This window comes from Pseudomonas sp. OVF7 (assembly GCF_030644265.1).
GTDB classification, from domain to species: Bacteria; Pseudomonadota; Gammaproteobacteria; order Pseudomonadales; family Pseudomonadaceae; genus Aquipseudomonas; species Aquipseudomonas gorinensis.
In genome coordinates this window covers 3,440,508-3,458,924 of sequence record NZ_CP128996.1, presented here as the reverse complement: position 1 = coordinate 3,458,924, position 18,417 = coordinate 3,440,508, and the positions used below count along the sequence as shown (strand labels likewise).

Below are 18,417 nucleotides of genomic sequence, written 5' to 3'. Positions count from 1 at the left end.
CATTCAGCAAGCCCGCGTCATCGTTGACGACCTTCGCGAGCAAGCTCGCTCCTACAGAAGAAATCGCAACGCAAAAAATCAGCAACGGCACAGGCCGTTGCTGATCAGGTGTTGCAGGTCGGTGAAAGCTTGGGTTACAGCGGACGACCGATGCCGTTGCAAACGTTGGTTTTGCCGATGCTCAACGCGCTGCTTGCCGTCACGAAGTTATCGGTGATGGCGGTTTTCCAGTTAGCTGGCAGCGGTACGAAACGGTTGGCCGTGATGGCGTCGTCGTTGTTGTTGGTGTCGCCAAAGTGCTTGGTGAAGAAGGCACGCACTTGGCTGGTCTGGGTAGCGTCGGCGTAGCACTGGCTGAAGATCAGGTTGGTGAAGCCGAGGATTGGGTAGCCCGAATCCGGGTACGGCTGGACACCGGCCACGCCTGTTTTACCGAACACTGGAACCCAGTTGTCCGGGTTGGTGACATCGAGCGGAGCGCTCGGGTCGTTAGGTGGCAGAACCTGAGCAATGGCGTCGGAAACGTTGCTCGGGGCCGGCGAAACACCTTGGATGCCGTTGGCTACGTCCTTGCCAACACGAGCGACTTTGGTGGCGTCGTCCAGATCGGCCAGCGTAGACGCAGCGAAGTCAGGGCTCATGTAGGTGATGCGGCCTTCAGCGACAGAAGTATCGTTCAAGGCATCCATCACGCCCTGGCTGCCAGTGGCGGCAACAGCGCCGGCAGGCAGGCCACCGGTGTAGCTGGTGCCGAAGGTGGTGGTGATGTTGAAAGTGCCGGTCTCGGCGCACTTGGCGTTAAGGAAACGCGTGAACAGCTCGGTGGTACCGCTGCTCTCGCTGCGATAGACAACCGTGATCGGGCCAGTACGGCCAGCGCCCGAAATCCCGCTCCAGTTAGTGATACGGCCGGAGAACACACCACACAGCTCTCTGACGCTCAGGTCCACCGCGTTGGCACCGCTCTTGCGGAAAGGAATGGCAACCGAAGTAGCCACCGAAGGCACCTGGATCAATTTGCCCCAGGTAGGTTGTTTGTTGGTGGCGTAGGTCGACAGTTCAGTCGCAGTCAGCTTCGAATCGCTACCGGCCCAGTGCACGTTCTTGTTGCTCACGCCGGCCACGAACTTGGTGTAATCGTTGGTCAAGAAGGCTGCCTTGCCATTCCCGCTGCCCACACCAATGTAAGGGGCGAAACCGGCAGTCAGCACACCGGAGGTCTGGTACAGCTTCTGTGGCAGGGTCGCACCACCGCCGTTGATGTCAGCCATTGCAGCCTGTGCCGAGCACAGTGCAGCGAGGGTCATGGATACCGCGAGAACGTTGCGCTTAAACATGAAGAATCTCCTTTCATCGTGTTTGTACGTTTGGGGTAGATGGCTCTTGCATGACGCCATGGCTTCGGTCCCAAGCCGTGTGTCGGGGGTGGCGAGGGGTGAGGCCATGGGTTAGGAATTTGGCAGCTTCCGATGACAGCAAAACGAAAAAACCTCGGGAGGAAGGGCTTGATTTTTAAAAAGATTCTCGGGTGTTTTGGTCATGCTTTTGAGCGGTTTGGCGGCAGGTGACAGCGAGGTTTCAGCGTGGGTTTCGTCAAGGCGGCGCGGGCTGTGGCGAGGGGGGTGGATGTGACGGAATGAGGAACCCGAGGTTGAGGGCCGGCGATATCGGCCCGCCCCAAAATCGACTGAACAGACAGGGTCCAATGTGGGAGTCAGGTCACCAGTTGGTTGATCTCGATGATCGGCAACAGCACCGCCATCACGATCACCAGTACCACCGCGCCCATTACTACGATCATCAACGGCTCCAGCAACGCGGTCATGCCCATGGCACGCCGTTCGATGTCCCGCGACAGGGTCTGCGCGGCGCGTTCGAGCATCGGCGGCAACGAGCCGGTTTTTTCGCCGCTGGCGATCAGGTGGATCAGTACCGGCGGGAAGACTTTCTCCACCGCCAGCGCCGGGGCCAGGTTGACGCCTTCGCGCACCTTGGCCGTGGCATCGTTGACGCACTGGCTCAGGCGCTCGTTGGACAGGGTTTGCCGCGCCGCTTCCAACGCACGCAGCAACGGCACGCCGGCACCGCCGAGGATCGCCAGGGTCGAGGCAAACCGCGCGGTGTTCAGGCCCAACACGAAGCGCCCGATCAGCGGCAAGCGCAGCACCCGGCTGTGCCAGTTCAACCGCGCCACCGGGTTGCGCAGGTACAGGCGCCAACCCCAGAAGCTGCCGACGATGCCGCCGAAACACAGCCAGCCCCAGGCGCGGATAAAGTCGCTGGCGTTGAGCATCGCCAGGGTCAGCCCCGGCAGGTCCTGGCGCGCCTGGGAAAACGCGCTGACCACCTGCGGCACCACGTAGCTGAGCAGGAAAATCACGATGCCGATCGACACCAGCCCCACCACACCGGGGTAGATGAACGCAGTGAGGATCTTGCCGCGCAGGTTGTTGCGCTCTTCGATGTAGTCGGCCAGGCGTTCCATCACCTGGGCCAGGTCACCGGACTCCTCCCCCGCCGCGATCAGTGCGCGGTAGATCGACGGGAAGTCCCGTGGCCGTGCCGCCAAGGCATCCGCCAACCGCATGCCGCCGCGCACATCGGCACGCACAGCGGCCAGGGTCTGGGCGATGTGTTTTTTCTCGGCCTGCTCCACCGTGGCGCTCAGCGCCGCCTCCAACGGCAGGCTGGCGCCGAGCAGACTCGCCAGTTGCCGCGTGGCCCAGGCCAGGTCGTTGTCCGACAGCTTGGCGCTGAACAGGCTGCTGCCGGCGGCGCTTTGCTGACTGCCTTCGACCTGCACCCGCAGCGCGGTCAGGCCACGGCTGCGCAGCACGGCAAACGCCCCGCTCTGGCTGTCGGCCTCCAGGTGCCCGGCCTCGACTTTGCCGCTGGCATCGGCGGCTTCATAACGATAGCGATTCATCAGGCGTCCCGTGTCACGCGCAGGATTTCTTCCGGTGCGGTGGCGCCGCTGCGCACCCAGCGCTCGCCGTCTTCACGCATGCTGAACATCCCCGCACGGCGTGCGGCCACGCGCAAATCCTGCTCGCCGGCGCCTTGGTGGATCAGGCTGCGGATATCGTCGTCGACGCAAAACAACTCATGAATGCCGGTACGCCCGCTGTAGCCGATCTGGTTGCACTGCGCGCAGCCCACCGGGCGCCAGGTGCCAGGCGCGGCAGGGTCTTCCTGCTTGCAATGCGGGCACAGGCGCCGCACCAGGCGCTGGGCCAATACGCCCAGCAGTGACGAGGCCAGCAAAAACGGTTCGACGCCCATGTCGATCAGGCGGTTGACCGCCGACACCGCGTCGTTGGTGTGCAAGGTGGCGAGCACCAGGTGGCCGGTGAGCGAGGCCTGCACGGCGATTTGGGCGGTCTCCAGGTCGCGGATTTCGCCGATCATGATGATGTCCGGGTCCTGACGCAGGATCGCCCGCAGCGCGAGGCCGAAGGTCATGTCGATCTTGGCGTTGACCTGGATCTGGCTGATACCCGGCAGGTCGTACTCCACCGGGTCTTCGACGGTGAGGATATTGCTGGTGCTCGCATCCAGCCGCGCCAGGGCTGCGTAGAGGCTGGTGGTCTTGCCGCTGCCGGTGGGCCCGGTGACCAGCACGATGCCATGGGGCTGGCGAATCAAGGTGTCGAGGCGCGCGAGCAACTGCGGCTCCATGCCCAGGGTCTCCAATTGCAGACGCCCGGCCTGCTTGTCCAGCAAGCGCATCACAACGCGTTCGCCATGCCCGGTGGGCACGGTCGACACACGAATATCAATCGGCCGCCCGGCCACGCGCAGGGCAATACGGCCATCCTGGGGCAAGCGTTTTTCGGCGATGTCGAGCTGCGCCATGATCTTGATGCGCGACACCAGCGCGCCATGCAAAGCCTTGCGCGGCGACACCACGTCACGCAGGGTGCCGTCGACGCGGTAGCGCACCACGGAATGGGTTTCATACGGCTCGATATGAATATCACTGGCCTCGTCCCGCGCGGCCTGGGTCAGCAAGGCGTTGATCATGCGGATCACCGGCGCACCGTCCTGGGTATCGAGCAGGTCGGTGATCTCGGGCATGTCCTGCATCAGGCGGTCGAGGTCGACTTCGTTTTCGGCGGCGCCGACCACAGCGGCGGCGCTGCCTGTATCGGCATAGGCGCTGGCGAGCAGGCCGTCGAGTTCGTCATCGCGCACTTGCTCGAGGCGGGCCTGGCCGAACTGGCGATGGACTTCGCTGATGGACCAGCCGGGGGTTGAGGGGCAGACGGTCAGCAGCATGCCCTGCTCGCTGGGGCGCAGGAGGATGCGTTGGGATTTGGCCCAGGCGTAGGGCAGAAGGCTCATGGGGTGGGCCCTTTTTGGGGGTGGGCGTGGGCATATCCGTTGCTGCGGTAATGGCGGCTGGCGGGTTGGGGTACATATCCGTTGCTGCGGTAACGGCCACTGGCGGTTCCGCTCTTACAGCGGGTCACTTTTGGAAAAGAGCCCCAAAAGTAACCAAAAGGGCTCTTGCCCCACCACTCGGCACCTCGCTTAGGCTCGGTGTGCCCGAACCCAGGCTTGAATCCGTGGGCCGCCGTCATGGGCCATCCCTGGCCCAGGACGGCTAACCCGGCGTCCTGCCGGGTTACCCACGGATTCAAGCCTGCGTTCGGCCAGCGTGGTTTAACGGGGCGCCTAAGATCAAGATCAAGATCAAAAGCCAGAGCAAAGCCAGAGCAAAAGCCAAAGCCAGAGCAGATCAAAAGATTGCTGACTTCGTCAGCGGTTAAGGAAATAGAAGCCACACCGCGTACGCTTCAATGATCAGGTCGGCTCGAAGGCCGCCGCGCTTTGGCTTTTGATCTTCGGCGCCCCGTAAAACCACGCTGGCCGAACGCAGGCTTTGGAGCGTGGGTAACCCGGCAGGACGCCGGGTTAGCCGTCCTGGGCCAGGGATGGCCCATGACGGCGGCCCACGCTCCAAAGCCGGAGTGAGGGCACACCGAGCCTAAGCGAGGTGCCGAGTGGTGGGGCGAGGACCTTTTGGTTACTTTTGGGTCCTTCTGTATGGACCGGACACATGGTGGACACATGTGCGGGGACATGGTTGACACATTATGGACCATAGTCAGGTTTGCTCACGTCGATCGTTCGTAGGAAGTGATGGCAGAAAAACACGTCAAACAGTCCATCACCTTCAGTGTTGGGCCGTATTGCGATGTGATGCCCAGCCAAACCTTTGGCGATGCTGAAGTAGCGTTTCTGAAAACGAAAACGGCTGTGATAAGTCTTGGCTAATACGTCGTCCGGTCCGTACTCAAAGGTTGGTAACTGTTGCGGATAAGCCCATGGGCTGGCTCTATACCGGTCCATAGGCACCTTGTAGTCCAGCGCCTGATGGGGCCGTTGCAGGTTATAAACATCACGCCACCGATCAAATGCTGCTTGAGCTTCCTTGAGCGTGGAAAACTGACGCCCTTCAAGTACTTCGGCCTTGAGTGAGCGATGGAAACGCTCAATCTTTCCATTGGTTTGTGGGTGGTAAGGGCGGCTGAAACTGATCCGAATACCCAGACGAATCAACCAGATACTCAGCTCTGTGATTTCACCAGGGTTACGTGGAGAGCCCCAAGGCGGTCCGTTATCAACGTTGATGCGAGCCGGTAATCCGAAGCGCTGGAATACCTCGGTCAACCTTTCTTTCACCGTGGCTCCACGCTCGTTATCACAAGCTTGAATAGCCAAACTGAAACGTGAATGGTCGTCCAGTAAAGTCAGGGGATGGCATCTGCCTTCTTGCGTCGGGAAATGCCCTTTGAAATCCATCTGCCAAAGATTGTTGGGCGCCTCGTGTTCAAACCTCAGCTTTGCCTCTTGCTCCTTCGTAGTCGGCTGAATCAGCCCGTGCCGGTGCAGGACATTGGTAACGGTGCTGGGAGCAATCTGCTTTTTCAAGAGGCTGCTGATCGTGCGCCCACCCCATGCTGGATGGTCTTGTCTGAGCGCTATGACCTGCGCTTCCAGGGCCGGCGTGGTCAGCTTGGGGCTGGTAGCCGGTTTTCGGGATTTATCTTGCAGCCCTGAATGGCCGAGCGTCGCGTAGCGGTTAAGCCACTTGTAAGCCGTCTGCGGACTGATACCGAACCGTCGGCATAGTTCTCGTTTGTTGCTGCCGGGTTGCCCTGCTAAGGCAACAAACTCTTCTTTCAGGCTCATGGCATCTCTCGTGTCCCAGGGCATGATGGCTTTCCGGCGAAATTGGCTCGCCGAAAAGTGTCCACCATGTCCCCGCACACCCGTCAACCATGTGTCCGGTCCATACAGGTCCTTCCAAAAGTGACCCGCTGTAAGAGCGGAACCATAGGTGGCCGTTACCGCAGAAATGGATATGTACACCCCCCCGCCAGCCGCCGTTACCGCAGCAATGGATATGTACCCCCCCCCGCCAGCCACCGTTACCGCAGCAACGGATATGCACCCCAACCCGCCAGCCACCGCTCCCGCAGCAACGGATATGTACACCATCAAAACACTCACGGCCTCCCCCCAGAACCAGAAACCGGCACCGCCCGAATCACCGCCCGCGGCCCCTGCTGCTGTTGCTGCGCCCCAGGAATCGCCTTCTCCACCGAAGGCAACTGCGGCGCCTGCACATCCGGCATCGCCCAACTACGCTCCGGCTGCAACCCACCCTGCGCCCGGCGCATAAACTCATACCGATTCAACGTAATACTGCGCCCCGCCCCACCGTCACGAATAATGTAAGGCCGCAAAAACACCATCAAATTGGTCTTGCTCACACTGCGCTTTTCATTGCGAAACAACGCCCCCAACCCCGGAATATCCGAGAGCCAAGGCACCGCGTCATTGCTCTGGCTATAGCCATCCTGCAACAACCCGCCAAGCACCATGATCTGCCCGTCGTCCAGCAAGATGCTGGTATCGATCGCGCGCTTGTTGGTCACCGTGCCCGCCGCCACCGAAGCCCGGGAATCCACGCTGCTGACCTCCTGGTAAATATCCAGCTTCACCGTGCCGCCCTCGGAGATCTGCGGGCGCACATTCAGCTTGAGCCCCACTTCTTCACGCTGCACGGTCTGGAACGGGTTATTGCTGGTGCCACCGCCCCCGGTCACATAACTGCCGGTGACGAACGGAATGGTCTGCCCGACAAAAATGCTCGCGGCTTCGTTGTCCAGGGTCAGCAGGTTCGGCGTCGACAGCACATTGGTACCGCCCTTGCTCTTCAACGCACGGGCCAGCACCTTGAGGTCGAGCACTTTGCCAATGCCGGGGATGTCCACGGTGCCATTGACCAGGCCGATATTCAGGCCCTTGGGCAATACGTCGATGCTGGTCTTGCTGGTGGGCGTGCCATTGACCCCGCTGCCGCCCAGGTTGACGCCGCCGAAGCCGCCCTTGCCCGCCAGGTTGCCAGCCTGCCATTGCACGCCAAATTCACTGGCGTCGTCTTCGCCGACTTCGACGATCAGGCTTTCGATCACCACCTGGGCGCGGCGCTGGTCGAGCATGTCGATCACTTCGCGCAGGTTGCGGTACAGCGGGTCGGGCGCGGAGATCAGCAACGTGTTGGTGGTGGCATCAGCCTGGATGGTCGCGCCGCCGGCGCTGAACGCGGTGTTCTGATCGCTGGCGGTGCTGCCGTTGGCGCTGGTGCCGGTGGTGCCGGTCTGGCCATACGCGGACGGTACGCCGTTGCCGGTGGGCGTGCCGCTGCTGTTCTGCGTGGTGGTGTTGCCCTGGGTCGTCTGGCCAGTGCCGCCCATGGCGCTGAGCTTGCCCCGCGCTTCCTCGCTGACACCCGACTCGCTCTCGCCGGTGAGCAAGCCGCGCAGCGACTGCGCCAGCTTGCCCGCCTGGGCGTTGCGCAGGTACACCACGTGCATATTGCTCGGGTTGCTCTGGGCGTTGTCGAGCTTGTAGATCAGGTTGCGCGCCAGCTCGGTGCGCTCGGGGCTGCCGGCGCGAATGATGATCGAGTTGGAGCGTGGGTCGCCGACCACGTTGATCTTCTGGGTCTGGTCGGCGCCCTGGGTATCCAGCAGTTCGCTGACCATGGTGGCGATGTCCACGGCAATGCCGTTCTGCACCTTCACCACGTCGGTGTCGATGGCGCCGGGGGTATCGATGCCGTCGATGATCTGCGCCACCCGCGCGAGGTTTTCCGCGTAGTCGGTGATGACGATGCTGTTGTTGCCGGGATAGGCGTTGATCGGGTTGTTCGGCGACACGATGGGGCGCAGCACTGGGATCAGGTTCACCGCGTTTTCATATTGCAGGCGAAAGGTCCGCGTCTGCATGCCGCTGCTGCCGGCGCTGTAGATCGGCCCGCCGAGCAACTTGGCATCGGCCTCGGGCACCACCTGGGCCACACCGCCGACGTCGACCACGCTGAACCCCTGCATGCGCAACGCCGCCAACAGCATGTCATAGGCTTGATGCGCCGGCACCTGGCCTTCGCTGACCAGGGTCAGGTTGCCTTTAACCCGTGGGTCGACCAGGAATTGCTGACCGGTGGCACGGGACAGCGCACGCACCACGGCCTGGATATCGGCGTCGACGAAATTCAGTTGCACCGGCTGATCGCCCAGCGGGTTGCGCGCCTTGACGGTGGTCGGGGCATGAGCACGGGCACTGTTGGTCAGCGGGTGCTGGACGCGTGGCGTGGGCGCCGGTTCGCGCTGGCGATCGAGCATGGTTTCGCCGCTGCGCCGGGTGTCGGCCAAGGGCTGGCCAAGCTCGCTGTCCACCAGCAACGGCGTGTCGGGCGGCGGGTTATGGCTGCACGCGCTCAAGGCCAGTAACAGCAGCGGCGCGACCTTTCGAAAAGGCGCGGGGTTGGGGACTGACCACTTCATGAAGCTTCCTTAGCGCCAAGCGCCTGATCCATGCGAACGGTCCCGGACACAGTGCCGGCCGAGTTGTCGACGGCGTCCGCGCTACGCTGCAAGCGCGCCTCGGACACCTCTAGGGAAAATGCACGGGGGTTGCCCAGCAACCAGTCCACCACGGCATCGGCCGGGGCGTTGTCGAAGGTCAGGCGCCAGCCACCGGTTTCCAGGGCCTGCAACTGATAGCGGCCTTGCAGGCCGGCGCTGTCCAGGGCCTGGCGCAGTGCGCTTTCGTCGGCGTGCCGAGGCGCCGCGACGCCCTGTAACAGCACCTGCAAGGCGGCGGCTTGGGCGCGCAATTTCGGGGTTTCGGCCTGCCAGTAGTCGATCTTCTTCAACGCAGGCTGCACCAGCACCAGCCAGGTCAGCATGCCCGCCAGGACGAGGCTGGCGCCGCTGAGCAGGCGTTGTTCACGCAGAGCCAGGCCGCGCCAGAAGCCCTGGGCCTGGCTACGCAGACGGCGCCACTTATTCATCGCTGGCTCCCGCTTGCTCTGCCGGTTGCGCCAGGCCAAGGGTCCAGCCGTGGTCATCGCGGGTCGCGGTAAAACCGGCCTGGGCCAACGCGGTCTGCGCCTCGCCTGGCAGCGTCGGGCTGTGAGTGTCGGCCAGCAACCCAAGGTGCAAGCGCCCTTGTTCGAAAACCAGGCTGTCGACGCTGCCCACCATGAACGGCAAGTTGCTGCCGCCGATCTGCAACAGGCTGGTAAAGCGCTGGCCGGGGTCGGCCGCCGCGCCGGTTTGCCGCGCGGCCAGCTGTTGGCGGGCCTGCTGCAAAGGGTTGAGCACCACCGGCAATTCGGGGAATGCCTGTCGTACCTGCTGGCTCATCAGCGCCTTGAGCCGTTGGCCTTCGTCCACTTGGCGCGCCGCATAGAGGTTCAGGCCGAGGGTCCAGATGGCGGTGGCCAGGGCGACACAGGCCAGCGCCCTGCCCCAACCACCGCTGGCCGTTTGATTGAGGTGGCCGTGCAGGCCCCAACCGGGCAGCGCGCCATTCCAGCGTTGGGTGGCGTCCACCAGCGGCAGATCGAGCGCCTGCAATCCCAACGGATGAACCGTCCCTTGTTGCAGGCTATCGCGGGTCAACAGATACCCGTCGTCCAACGCCGCAGCGCCTACCGGCAAGGCATAGGGCGCCGGGTACAGGCCACGCAGCTTGAGCTGGACCTGCGCCAGTATCTGGGCCAACTGTTCCAGGCCGGCCTTGGGCACCCAGCCCACCTGGACACGCCCCTGGCTGTCGCGCGGGCCGTGGGCCACGTGCATCTGGTCCAACGCGCCGAGGATCAACGCCTGCGCCGCACAGGCCACCGCCGCATGGGTTTTTGCAGCAGGTAATGGCGGCAGCTCAAGGCTGGTGAGCAGGCTGTCACGCGGGTGCAGAAAACAGTCCACGGCCTGCCGGCTCTTGCCCAATTGCGTCAGGCTTTCATGCCCTTCGGACACCACCACGCCGCGGTCGAGCCAAGCAAATTTCACCCGGCTTTCAGCGTTGACCTGGTCCAGCGGCGGCAAGCCAATGCGCAAGCGTTTCATACGCCCACCCGCGACCAGATCACCTTGGGTTCACGGTCTTCGGGGCGATGCAACAACGCGTCGATCGTCACTCGACGGCGCTCGCGCCGCGCCTGGCCCTGCAGGCGAAACCACTCGCTGGTAATGCCCACTTGCACCGAATCCACCGCCACCTGGGGCAAGTGCAGACGGTTGACGAAATCCCCACGGTTGATAAACCAATGGCCATTGTCGCGCTCGGCCACCAACCCATGGGCCTGGGACAGGCTGAGCTGCGGCACCACCGCGCTGAGCACTTCGGCGCTGGCGGTGTTGCCGTTGACCCAGGTATTGCCAGGCAGCACGCTGATGTAGGCCTGCAGGCGCTGCAACACCTCGGGGGTCAGGCCTTCGAGGCCACTCAGGTCGTCGAGGCTGCGCAGCATCGGGTATTTGGCGGGCAACCCCTTTTGTGCGTAGGAAGCGATCACCCGTTGGCTGATACGTCGGCTGACGGCAGGGTCCACGCCAAGGGTGCGGCACAGGCGCTCGAAGCTGTGCAATTGCTCGGCGTCGAGCTGTTCGCGGTTAACCAGGTTGCGCAGGTTGAACTTGCCCTGTTCATCGTCGATCCGCCCCTCGAACACGCCGGCCTGGATGCGCACCCAGGGCTGGTCAAGGCGCGTCAGCACGTCCTTCTGGCGCGCCGCCCAGAGCATCTGACGGCTGCGTTCCAGGCCACCCTGCAACAGCCATTGGCCCTGCACACGCAACTGTTCGGCTTCCAGGCCGCGGGTAAAGACGGTCTGGCGCGTGAGCATGCCGCCGGCGATCACCGCCACCACCGCGGCGATCAGCAAGGCGCTGATAATCGCCATGCCGCGCTGCTTCGCCGCTGCGGACGAATACCGTTTCATGGCGCGCCTTACAACTGCCAGGAGCCGATATCGGCATTGACGCCTTCGCCATCCGGTTGGCCGTCGGCGCCCAGGGAGAACACATCGACCTCACCGTTGGCGCCCGGGTTGAGGTAGTGATAAGGGTGGCCCCACGGGTCGTTGGGCAGGCGGTCGAGGTAGGCGCGCCAGTTGCTGTTCTTCGCATCGGCCGGGCGTTCCACCAGCACCTTGAGGCCCTGGTTCATGGTGGGGTAAGTGCCGTGGTCGAGGCGATAGAGCTTCAGCGCCTGCATCAACCCGGCGATGTCCTGTTTCGCGGCGGTAGCCCGCGCCTGGTCCGGGCGGTCGAGCACCTTGGGCACCACCATGGCCGCGAGGATCCCGAGGATGACCACCACCACCATGATCTCGATCAGGGTAAAGCCACGTTGCCCGCGAGGGCCTGGCGTGGGGGATGTTAGGCGCGCGATATCCATCTCGACATTCCTTGGCTTGAGTGCGTTTCGTGGCGCAGTGTTGCAAGAACACATGTCAGTCGTATTGAAAATCCTCGGGAGCTTCGGTCGCCAATCGGTCAACTCGCGGCGCTAGTCTGCGGGCCTGTTCCCCGGCTTTGAGAGCGCCATGTACGGCCGTCGCAACGCGCAAGGTTTTACCTTGATAGAAGTGCTGGTGGCGCTGGCGATCATCGCCGTGGCCATGGCCGCCGCCGTGCGCGTGGCCGGGCTGATGACCCAGAGCAACGGCCTGCTGCGCGACAAGTCCATGGCGTTGCTGGCGGCACACAGTCGCCTGGCGGAATTGCGCCTGGAGGGGCGTGCGAGCCCCGGCAAGAGGACGTTCACGTGTGATCAGGGGCGCTTGAAACTGCGCTGCGAACAAACCATCAGCATCGGCCCCGATAACCGGCTGTTGCAGGTCAATGTGCAAGTGCTGGACGCCAGCCGCGACGCACCACCCCTGGCCCGCCTGGAGACTTCGCTGGCCAGGCCGCAGGTCAAGGCCGAGTGAACCGTGGCAAGGCCGGCGCCTGCGGCAATGTGTCGAGGGGCACGCGCACCTTCTCGCCCGCGCGCTCGATCTCGACGCTGTCACCCGCGATGGCCGTCAAGCGCACGCCGGGGCTGAGGTGCTCGCCGAGTAAAAAGCTGCGCGGCGGGCCCTCGTTGAGGCTGAGGATCGCCACCGCACCACGCGCCCCGGCCAGCACCCCCGAAACCTTGACCTGCACCGCCGCCGGCACCGTGGAGAACCATTGCAGCGCGGGGTTATCACTGCGCGCCGCCAACGCCTGGGGCGCAACCTGGGGCGTATGGGATTCGGCCGAGGTGAGCAGCAGCGGCGTCCATACCGCAACGCCGGCCAACGCCGCCAGCACGCCCAGGGCCTGTACGCCATGGGCCGGTGAAAAACGAAGGGCAAATGCCATGGGAAGGACCTCCTGTTTGTCCATGGCACCAGCCTACAGGCCAATTCGCACGTTTTTATTTCATAACCTCGCCAGCTTTCCAGGTACGCCACCATGAAACAGCATGGCTTTACCCTGATCGAACTGATGGTGGTGCTGGTGATCATCGGCATCGCCAGCGCCGCCATCAGCCTGACCATCAAGCCCGACCCGCTGCAGCTGCTGCGCAAAGACGCCGAACGCCTGAGCCAACTGCTGCAAGTGGCCCAGGCCGAAGCCCGCGCCGACGGCCGCCCGATCACCTGGCGCGCCGACGCCAAGGGCTTTCGCTTCAACCGCCCCAGCGAGGACGGCCTGGGCGTGGAAGCCTTCCAGGGCGACGCCCAACTGCGCCCGCGCCTGTGGGAGAGCACCCCGATGCAAATCAACATCGAGCCGCGGCAAACCCTGGTGCTCAACGCCGAATGGATCAACCCGCCCGTGCGTGTGGTGCTGTCTGACGGGCAACACCGTCTCAGCCTGCAACGCGATGCTGCCGGCTTGATGCGCGTGGTGAGCCAGCCATGAGCCCATCGCAGAAGGGTTTTACGCTGATCGAGGTGATGGTGGCGATCATGCTCATGGCGCTGGTCAGCCTGATCGCCTGGCGGGGTCTCGACAGCGTTAACCGGGCCGATCAGCACTTGCAGGCGAGCACGGAACAGACCGAGGCGGTGTTGCGGGCGTTGAACCAGTTGCAGCGCGACGTCAGCCTGCGCGCCAGTGTGGAACTGAACCCGCCGAAAGACCGCGCGGCCCCATCGGACGGGTTGGCGGCGGTGACGGTGCGCAGTTCCGACAGCAAGGGGTTTCGGTTGGATGTGATCCGCAGTGCGCCGGTCGCGGGGGATGGGTTGCAGCGGGTGCGTTGGTGGCTCAAGGGCGACAACCTGTACCGCGCGGTCGCGCCGGCGCGGGATCGCTTTCCGTTGCCGGCGGCGAAGGATGGGGTGGTGGTGTTGACGGGGGTCAGTGATCTGCAGGTGCGGGTGTGGGAGGCGGATAAGGGGTGGCGGCAGTTGAGTGGGAATCGGCGGGAGGATCCGTTGGGGTTGGAGGTGAGTCTGGTGCGGCAGACGGCGCAGGGGGTGGAGCGGTATCGGCAGGTTTTGGGGTTGGTTTGGTAGGGGGATTGGGGTATGTATCCGTTGCAGCGTTAATGGCTACTTGCGGGTTGGGGGGCATATCCGTTGCTGCGGTAATGGCGGCTGGCGGTTCCGCTCTTACAGCGGGTCACTTTTGGAAAAGAGCCCCAAAAGTAACCAAAAGGGCTCTTGCCCCACCACTCGGCACCTCGCTTAGGCTCGGTGTGCCCGAACACAGGCTTGAATCCGTGGGCCGCCGTCATGGGCCGTCCCTGGCCCAGGACGGCTAACCCGGCGTCCTGCCGGGTTACCCACGGATTCAAGCCTGCGTTCGGCCAGCGTGGTTTAACGGGGCGCCTAAGATCAAGATCAAAAGCCAGAGCCAGAGCCAGAGCCAGAGCCAGAGCCAGAGCCAGAGCCAGAGCCAGAGCCAGAGCCAGAGCCAGAGCCAGAGCCAGAGCCAGAGCCAGAGCCAGAGCCAGAGCAGGATGAGGTCTACCTGACCTGTGGAGATATCTGACCTGTGGAGATCCAAATGTGGGAGGGGGCTTGCCCGCGATAGCGCCGGGTCAGTCAACAAATAAGTGACTGACACGCCCTCATCGGGGGCAAGCCCCCTCCCACATTTTTACCGAGTACACCAGCCAAAAATCCGGTCGGCTCTAAGGCCGCCGCGCTTTGGCTTTTGATCTTCGGCGCCCCGTTAAACCACGCTGGCCGAACGCAGGCTTTGGAGCGTGGGTAACCCGGCAGGACGCCGGGTTAGCCGTCCTGGGCCAGGGATGGCCCATGACGGCGGCCCACGCTCCAAAGCCGGAGTGAGGGCACACCGAGCCTAAGCGAGGTGCCGAGTGGTGGGGCACAGACCTTTTGGTTACTTTTGGGGCGTTTGCTGTATGGACCGGACACATGGTTGACGGGTGTGCGGGGACATGGTGGACACTTTTCGGCGAGCCAATTTCGCCGGAAAGCCATCATGCCCTGGGACACGAGAGATGCCATGAGCCTGAAAGAAGAGTTTGTTGCCTTAGCACGGCAACCCGGCAGCAACAAACGAGAACTATGCCGACGGTTCGGTATCAGTCCGCAGACGGCTTACAAGTGGCTTAACCGCTACGCGACGCTCGGCCATTCAGGGCTGCAAGATAAATCCCGAAAACCGGCTACCAGCCCCAAGCTGACCACGCCGGCCCTGGAAGCGCAGGTCATAGCGCTCAGACAAGACCATCCAGCATGGGGTGGGCGCACGATCAGCAGCCTCTTGAAAAAGCAGATTGCTCCCAGCACCGTTACCAATGTCCTGCACCGGCACGGGCTGATTCAGCCGACTACGAAGGAGCAAGAGGCAAAGCTGAGGTTTGAACACGAGGCGCCCAACAATCTTTGGCAGATGGATTTCAAAGGGCATTTCCCGACGCAAGAAGGCAGATGCCATCCCCTGACTTTACTGGACGACCATTCACGTTTCAGTTTGGCTATTCAAGCTTGTGATAACGAGCGTGGAGCCACGGTGAAAGAAAGGTTGACCGAGGTATTCCAGCGCTTCGGATTACCGGCTCGCATCAACGTTGATAACGGACCGCCTTGGGGCTCTCCACGTAACCCTGGTGAAATCACAGAGCTGAGTATCTGGTTGATTCGTCTGGGTATTCGGATCAGTTTCAGCCGCCCTTACCACCCACAAACCAATGGAAAGATTGAGCGTTTCCATCGCTCACTCAAGGCCGAAGTACTTGAAGGGCGTCAGTTTTCCACGCTCAAGGAAGCTCAAGCAGCATTTGATCGGTGGCGTGATGTTTATAACCTGCAACGGCCCCATCAGGCGCTGGACTACAAGGTGCCTATGGACCGGTATAGAGCCAGCCCATGGGCTTATCCGCAACAGTTACCAACCTTTGAGTACGGACCGGACGACGTATTAGCCAAGGCTTATCACAGCCGTTTTCGTTTTCAGAAACGCTACTTCAGCATCGCCAAAGGTTTGGCTGGGCATCACATCGCAATACGGCCCAACACTGAAGGTGATGGACTGTTTGACGTGTTTTTCTGCCATCACTTCCTACGAACGATCGACGTGAGCAAACCTGACTATGGTCCATAATGTGTCAACCATGTCCCCGCACATGTGTCCACCATGTGTCCGGTCCATACAGGGCGTTTGCCAAAAGTGACCCGCCGTAAGGGCGGAACCGCCAGCCGCCGTTACCGCAGGAATGGATATGTACACAATCAAATAACCGTTACCACATGAACGGACACAGACTAACTCAACAACACCACCCCCCCAGGCAACTCCGTACACCTGGCCCCATAAGCATCCCGAATCAACAGCGCCACCCCCGCCAACTGCTGCAAGCTGAACCGCGCCTGCACTCGCCGCTTGCCCAGTTCCTTGTTCAGCAACACCAACATCCCCGGTCGATATCGGTTGATCTCATCCACCACCGTCGCCAACGTTGCGTTGTTGAACACCAGTACCTGCTCACGCCAGGCCACTACCGCGTGGGCATCGACGCTCGTCACTTCACCCATGCCCGCCGCGCCGTAGGTCAGTTGCCGGCCACTCTCCAGGCGTACATTACGCCCGGCGACGTCCACCGACAGCCACCCCTCGATACAGGTCACGCAGACGTTGCGATCGGTATGCCGCACGTTGAACCGCGCCTGGGCCGCGCTCAGCCAGCCCTGGCCCGCCTGGACCTTGAGCGGCTGTGCCACGTCGGCGAGGACTTCGACTTCGCCTTCGAGCAGTTCGATCCCCTGCCCCACCCGGCTGATGCGCGTCTGTGTATTGAGCTCCAGGCTCACACCCTCGCTCAATAACACCTGGCGCTGTTCGCCGACCTCGGTTCGGTAGTCGGCGGTCAACCCGGCAAACCCGCCCGGCACACCGACGTTGACCATCACCACCGCCGCCGACGCTGCGATCGCGCCGCCGAGGAAGGCACGCCGACCAAAATGACGCGGGCGCTCGGCCTGTTCGGCCGCTGCGCCCAAACGCTGCCACAGCGTCTTGGCCTGTTCGAACGCCTGGGCATGTTCCGGGCTTTGGGCGCACCACGCTTTCAGGGCCTTGGCATCGGCCACGGTAGCGCGGCCCGAGGTCAACAGGACCAGCCAGTCGCGGGCTTCGTCGTGCAGTGGGCTGGCGGGTGTTTCCCGGGCGGTGGAGAAGCTAAAAATATTCAAGCGCGCAAATACTCACGGATTTATCAGGGACTCACTACTAAGACGGTTTCCCGGCCCCGGGACCGAACCGCTGAATCACTTTTCTTTCCAGGCGCTGAGCACAGTAGCCCAGGGCAGCCTTGATTTCTTTCTCGACCATGCGTGTGGAAATGCCGAAACGCTGGGAGATTTCCAGGTGCGGCGCCTCTTCCAGGCGCGCGGCGATGAGGATCTTGCGTCGGCGTGCCGGCAGTTCGTAGAGGGCCTTGACCAGCGATTGGATTTCTTTCTGGCCACCCACCACCCGCGACGGGTCCAGGACTTCGTCGGCGCTTTGCAGCAGCTCTTCCACCTCGCTGCCGGTCAGCAGGCGCGCGTCGGCCTGGCGGCGGTCGGCGGCGATGTTCAAGGCCATGCGGTACAGGTAGGCATTGGGCTGCTGAAGGTTTGGAGGCATGTCCATGCGGTCGACCCGCAGGTAGGTTTCGTGCAGCACGTCGTTGGCCAGGTCCTCCGAGCCCAGGCGCTTGCGCAACCGCACCTTGAAGTCCTCGTAGGACGCCAGGAACAAGCTGACCATTGTGCTCTGCCCGGTATTTTTCATCCGCCCCAGGCTCCGTTTGCTGCTGTGCATTCCATGCGCGTTCCTGTTGTGTCAGGCATCAAAAGTAAAGTCACCGGTTGGCGCAGGGAACTGGGTGCCGGGCGTTCGACCCGCGCGGTTGCCAGGCTGCGTACCAGTGCTTCATCGCGTTGTTCATCGCCGGTGGAACTGACCAACCGACTGTGTTCGATCAGCCCTTGCGGGTTGACCCACACCTGCACCAGTGCCCGAAAACTGCCGGGCCGGGTCAGCGGCGAGCGGCACAGGCTGGTCTCGATGGCCTGCTGCAAGGCCGTGGCGTAGCTGTTGTTGATGCGCGCGGCATTGCGTGCCGCCGTACCACGGGTTGCAGGCGGCTGGCTGACCTCGGGCAGTTGCAGGGTAAACGCATCGCTGCGTGCATAACGTGCCATCAGGCCACTCCCTGTCAGCAACATCGCCAGAGCCTCCTGTGCCGTGAAGCGCCCGCGCACACTGATGGAGCGCCGGCCCAGCGTCAGTTCGCGGTCGACCAGCACCGCCATGCCGGTGGCACGGCTGTACGCTTGCAGTGCGTGTTCCAGGTCTTGTGCCGGCAGGTCCAGGCTCAGCAACGGGGGCTCTGCCTTGGCGGGCGGCGTGCCCGTCAGCAGCAACAGCAAGACCAGGGCGCATACGGCGCGCCGCCAAGTCCCCTGTTCACCCCCCGCGTTGCATCGCTGCACGGCCGACGTGTCCTTGAAAACCGTCATCCTGAGGCCAGTTTATGAACCTGATGTTACGGTGATAGCAAAAAAAACATCACGGTGACGAGAGGCCCGCTGCACTACACTTTCACGCCATG

General features: G+C 62.7%; 17 protein-coding genes. 4 read left to right on the top strand and 13 right to left on the bottom strand.

The annotated features are described in order from the left end of the window. Positions 1–134 precede the first annotated feature (134 nt). The 9 genes from QU606_RS15890 to gspG form a co-directional block, all read right to left on the bottom strand. On the bottom strand, positions 135–1,337 hold the full coding sequence (locus QU606_RS15890; RefSeq protein ID WP_304998564.1) for a substrate-binding domain-containing protein: 1,203 nt from the start codon (positions 1,335–1,337) through the stop codon (positions 135–137). A 377-nt stretch (positions 1,338–1,714) separates the two neighbouring features. Beyond that, on the bottom strand, positions 1,715–2,926 hold the full coding sequence (gspF, locus tag QU606_RS15885; protein ID WP_304998562.1) for a type II secretion system inner membrane protein GspF: 1,212 nt from the start codon (positions 2,924–2,926) through the stop codon (positions 1,715–1,717). Then, positions 2,926–4,344, bottom strand: a complete 1,419-nt coding sequence (gspE, locus tag QU606_RS15880) for a type II secretion system ATPase GspE (RefSeq protein ID WP_024074814.1) — start codon at positions 4,342–4,344, stop codon at positions 2,926–2,928. Before gspE ends, gspF begins: the two co-directional genes overlap by 1 nt. 753 nt (positions 4,345–5,097) lie before the next feature. Next, positions 5,098–6,222 carry an IS481 family transposase gene (locus tag QU606_RS15875; RefSeq protein ID WP_304997557.1) on the bottom strand — a complete coding sequence of 375 codons (1,125 nt, stop codon included), beginning with the start codon at positions 6,220–6,222 and terminating at the stop codon, positions 5,098–5,100. A gap of 293 nt (positions 6,223–6,515) precedes the next feature. Continuing rightward, positions 6,516–8,861, bottom strand: a complete 2,346-nt coding sequence (gene gspD, locus QU606_RS15870; protein WP_193690499.1) for a type II secretion system secretin GspD — start codon at positions 8,859–8,861, stop codon at positions 6,516–6,518. Continuing rightward, positions 8,858–9,370: a type II secretion system protein GspM gene (gspM, locus tag QU606_RS15865; protein ID WP_102625737.1), complete on the bottom strand. Its 513-nt coding sequence runs from the start codon at positions 9,368–9,370 to the stop codon at positions 8,858–8,860. The genes gspD and gspM overlap by 4 nt, the downstream gene beginning before the upstream one ends. Next, the gene (gene gspL, locus QU606_RS15860; protein WP_304998561.1) at positions 9,363–10,433 is read right to left on the bottom strand and encodes a type II secretion system protein GspL; all 1,071 of its coding nucleotides are present in this window, start codon (positions 10,431–10,433) and stop codon (positions 9,363–9,365) included. Before gspL ends, gspM begins: the two co-directional genes overlap by 8 nt. Further along, entirely contained in the window at positions 10,430–11,308 is an 879-nt protein-coding gene (gspK, locus tag QU606_RS15855; RefSeq protein ID WP_304998560.1) for a type II secretion system minor pseudopilin GspK, read from the bottom strand. The genes gspL and gspK overlap by 4 nt, the downstream gene beginning before the upstream one ends. An 8-nt stretch (positions 11,309–11,316) precedes the next feature. Further along, positions 11,317–11,766, bottom strand: a complete 450-nt coding sequence (gspG, locus tag QU606_RS15850; RefSeq protein ID WP_024074809.1) for a type II secretion system major pseudopilin GspG — start codon at positions 11,764–11,766, stop codon at positions 11,317–11,319. A 148-nt stretch (positions 11,767–11,914) separates the two neighbouring features. Here gspG and gspI point away from each other — a divergent pair, with 148 nt between their 5' ends. Beyond that, positions 11,915–12,301: a type II secretion system minor pseudopilin GspI gene (gene gspI, locus QU606_RS15845; RefSeq protein WP_024074808.1), complete on the top strand. Its 387-nt coding sequence runs from the start codon at positions 11,915–11,917 to the stop codon at positions 12,299–12,301. Here gspI and QU606_RS15840 read toward each other — a convergent pair. Then, positions 12,288–12,719, bottom strand: coding sequence for a type II secretion system protein N (locus QU606_RS15840; protein WP_102625741.1), 432 nt, complete (start codon positions 12,717–12,719; stop codon positions 12,288–12,290). The genes gspI and QU606_RS15840 overlap by 14 nt on opposite strands. Positions 12,720–12,812: 93 nt before the next feature. Here QU606_RS15840 and gspH point away from each other — a divergent pair, with 93 nt between their 5' ends. From gspH to QU606_RS15825, 3 genes are all read left to right on the top strand, one after another. Continuing rightward, positions 12,813–13,265 (top strand): type II secretion system minor pseudopilin GspH, encoded by a 453-nt coding sequence (gene gspH, locus QU606_RS15835; RefSeq protein ID WP_024074806.1) that lies wholly within the window; start codon positions 12,813–12,815, stop codon positions 13,263–13,265. Next, positions 13,262–13,864, top strand: coding sequence for a type II secretion system protein GspJ (locus QU606_RS15830; RefSeq protein WP_150056142.1), 603 nt, complete (start codon positions 13,262–13,264; stop codon positions 13,862–13,864). The genes gspH and QU606_RS15830 overlap by 4 nt, the downstream gene beginning before the upstream one ends. A 934-nt stretch (positions 13,865–14,798) precedes the next feature. Then, complete coding sequence (locus QU606_RS15825) at positions 14,799–15,923, top strand: IS481 family transposase (RefSeq protein ID WP_102672951.1); 1,125 nt, start codon at positions 14,799–14,801, stop codon at positions 15,921–15,923. A gap of 161 nt (positions 15,924–16,084) precedes the next feature. On the opposite strand, the gene QU606_RS15820 is transcribed toward QU606_RS15825, so the two are convergent. The 3 genes from QU606_RS15820 to QU606_RS15810 are packed head-to-tail and all read right to left on the bottom strand — an operon-like array spanning position 16,085 to position 18,235. After that, positions 16,085–17,011, bottom strand: a complete 927-nt coding sequence (locus QU606_RS15820; RefSeq protein ID WP_024074803.1) for a DUF4880 domain-containing protein — start codon at positions 17,009–17,011, stop codon at positions 16,085–16,087. Positions 17,012–17,048: 37 nt separating this feature from the next. Further along, positions 17,049–17,594, bottom strand: coding sequence for an RNA polymerase sigma factor (locus tag QU606_RS15815; RefSeq protein WP_024074802.1), 546 nt, complete (start codon positions 17,592–17,594; stop codon positions 17,049–17,051). After that, on the bottom strand, positions 17,591–18,235 hold the full coding sequence (locus QU606_RS15810) for a secretin and TonB N-terminal domain-containing protein (RefSeq protein ID WP_041161160.1): 645 nt from the start codon (positions 18,233–18,235) through the stop codon (positions 17,591–17,593). The genes QU606_RS15815 and QU606_RS15810 overlap by 4 nt, the downstream gene beginning before the upstream one ends. Positions 18,236–18,417 lie beyond the last annotated feature (182 nt).

What these genes read in the sequence shown, in the direction of transcription:
- QU606_RS15890 (WP_304998564.1), bottom strand. Translation starts at nt 1,337, where the DNA reads ATGTTTAAGCGCAACGTTCTCGCGGTATCCATGACCCTCGCTGCACTG.
- gspF (WP_304998562.1), bottom strand. Translation starts at nt 2,926, where the DNA reads ATGAATCGCTATCGTTATGAAGCCGCCGATGCCAGCGGCAAAGTCGAG.
- gspE (WP_024074814.1), bottom strand. Translation starts at nt 4,344, where the DNA reads ATGAGCCTTCTGCCCTACGCCTGGGCCAAATCCCAACGCATCCTCCTG.
- QU606_RS15875 (WP_304997557.1), bottom strand. Translation starts at nt 6,222, where the DNA reads ATGCCCTGGGACACGAGAGATGCCATGAGCCTGAAAGAAGAGTTTGTT.
- gspD (WP_193690499.1), bottom strand. Translation starts at nt 8,861, where the DNA reads ATGAAGTGGTCAGTCCCCAACCCCGCGCCTTTTCGAAAGGTCGCGCCG.
- gspM (WP_102625737.1), bottom strand. Translation starts at nt 9,370, where the DNA reads ATGAATAAGTGGCGCCGTCTGCGTAGCCAGGCCCAGGGCTTCTGGCGC.
- gspL (WP_304998561.1), bottom strand. Translation starts at nt 10,433, where the DNA reads ATGAAACGCTTGCGCATTGGCTTGCCGCCGCTGGACCAGGTCAACGCT.
- gspK (WP_304998560.1), bottom strand. Translation starts at nt 11,308, where the DNA reads ATGAAACGGTATTCGTCCGCAGCGGCGAAGCAGCGCGGCATGGCGATT.
- gspG (WP_024074809.1), bottom strand. Translation starts at nt 11,766, where the DNA reads ATGGATATCGCGCGCCTAACATCCCCCACGCCAGGCCCTCGCGGGCAA.
- gspI (WP_024074808.1), top strand. Translation starts at nt 11,915, where the DNA reads ATGTACGGCCGTCGCAACGCGCAAGGTTTTACCTTGATAGAAGTGCTG.
- QU606_RS15840 (WP_102625741.1), bottom strand. Translation starts at nt 12,719, where the DNA reads ATGGCATTTGCCCTTCGTTTTTCACCGGCCCATGGCGTACAGGCCCTG.
- gspH (WP_024074806.1), top strand. Translation starts at nt 12,813, where the DNA reads ATGAAACAGCATGGCTTTACCCTGATCGAACTGATGGTGGTGCTGGTG.
- QU606_RS15830 (WP_150056142.1), top strand. Translation starts at nt 13,262, where the DNA reads ATGAGCCCATCGCAGAAGGGTTTTACGCTGATCGAGGTGATGGTGGCG.
- QU606_RS15825 (WP_102672951.1), top strand. Translation starts at nt 14,799, where the DNA reads ATGCCCTGGGACACGAGAGATGCCATGAGCCTGAAAGAAGAGTTTGTT.
- QU606_RS15815 (WP_024074802.1), bottom strand. Translation starts at nt 17,594, where the DNA reads ATGAAAAATACCGGGCAGAGCACAATGGTCAGCTTGTTCCTGGCGTCC.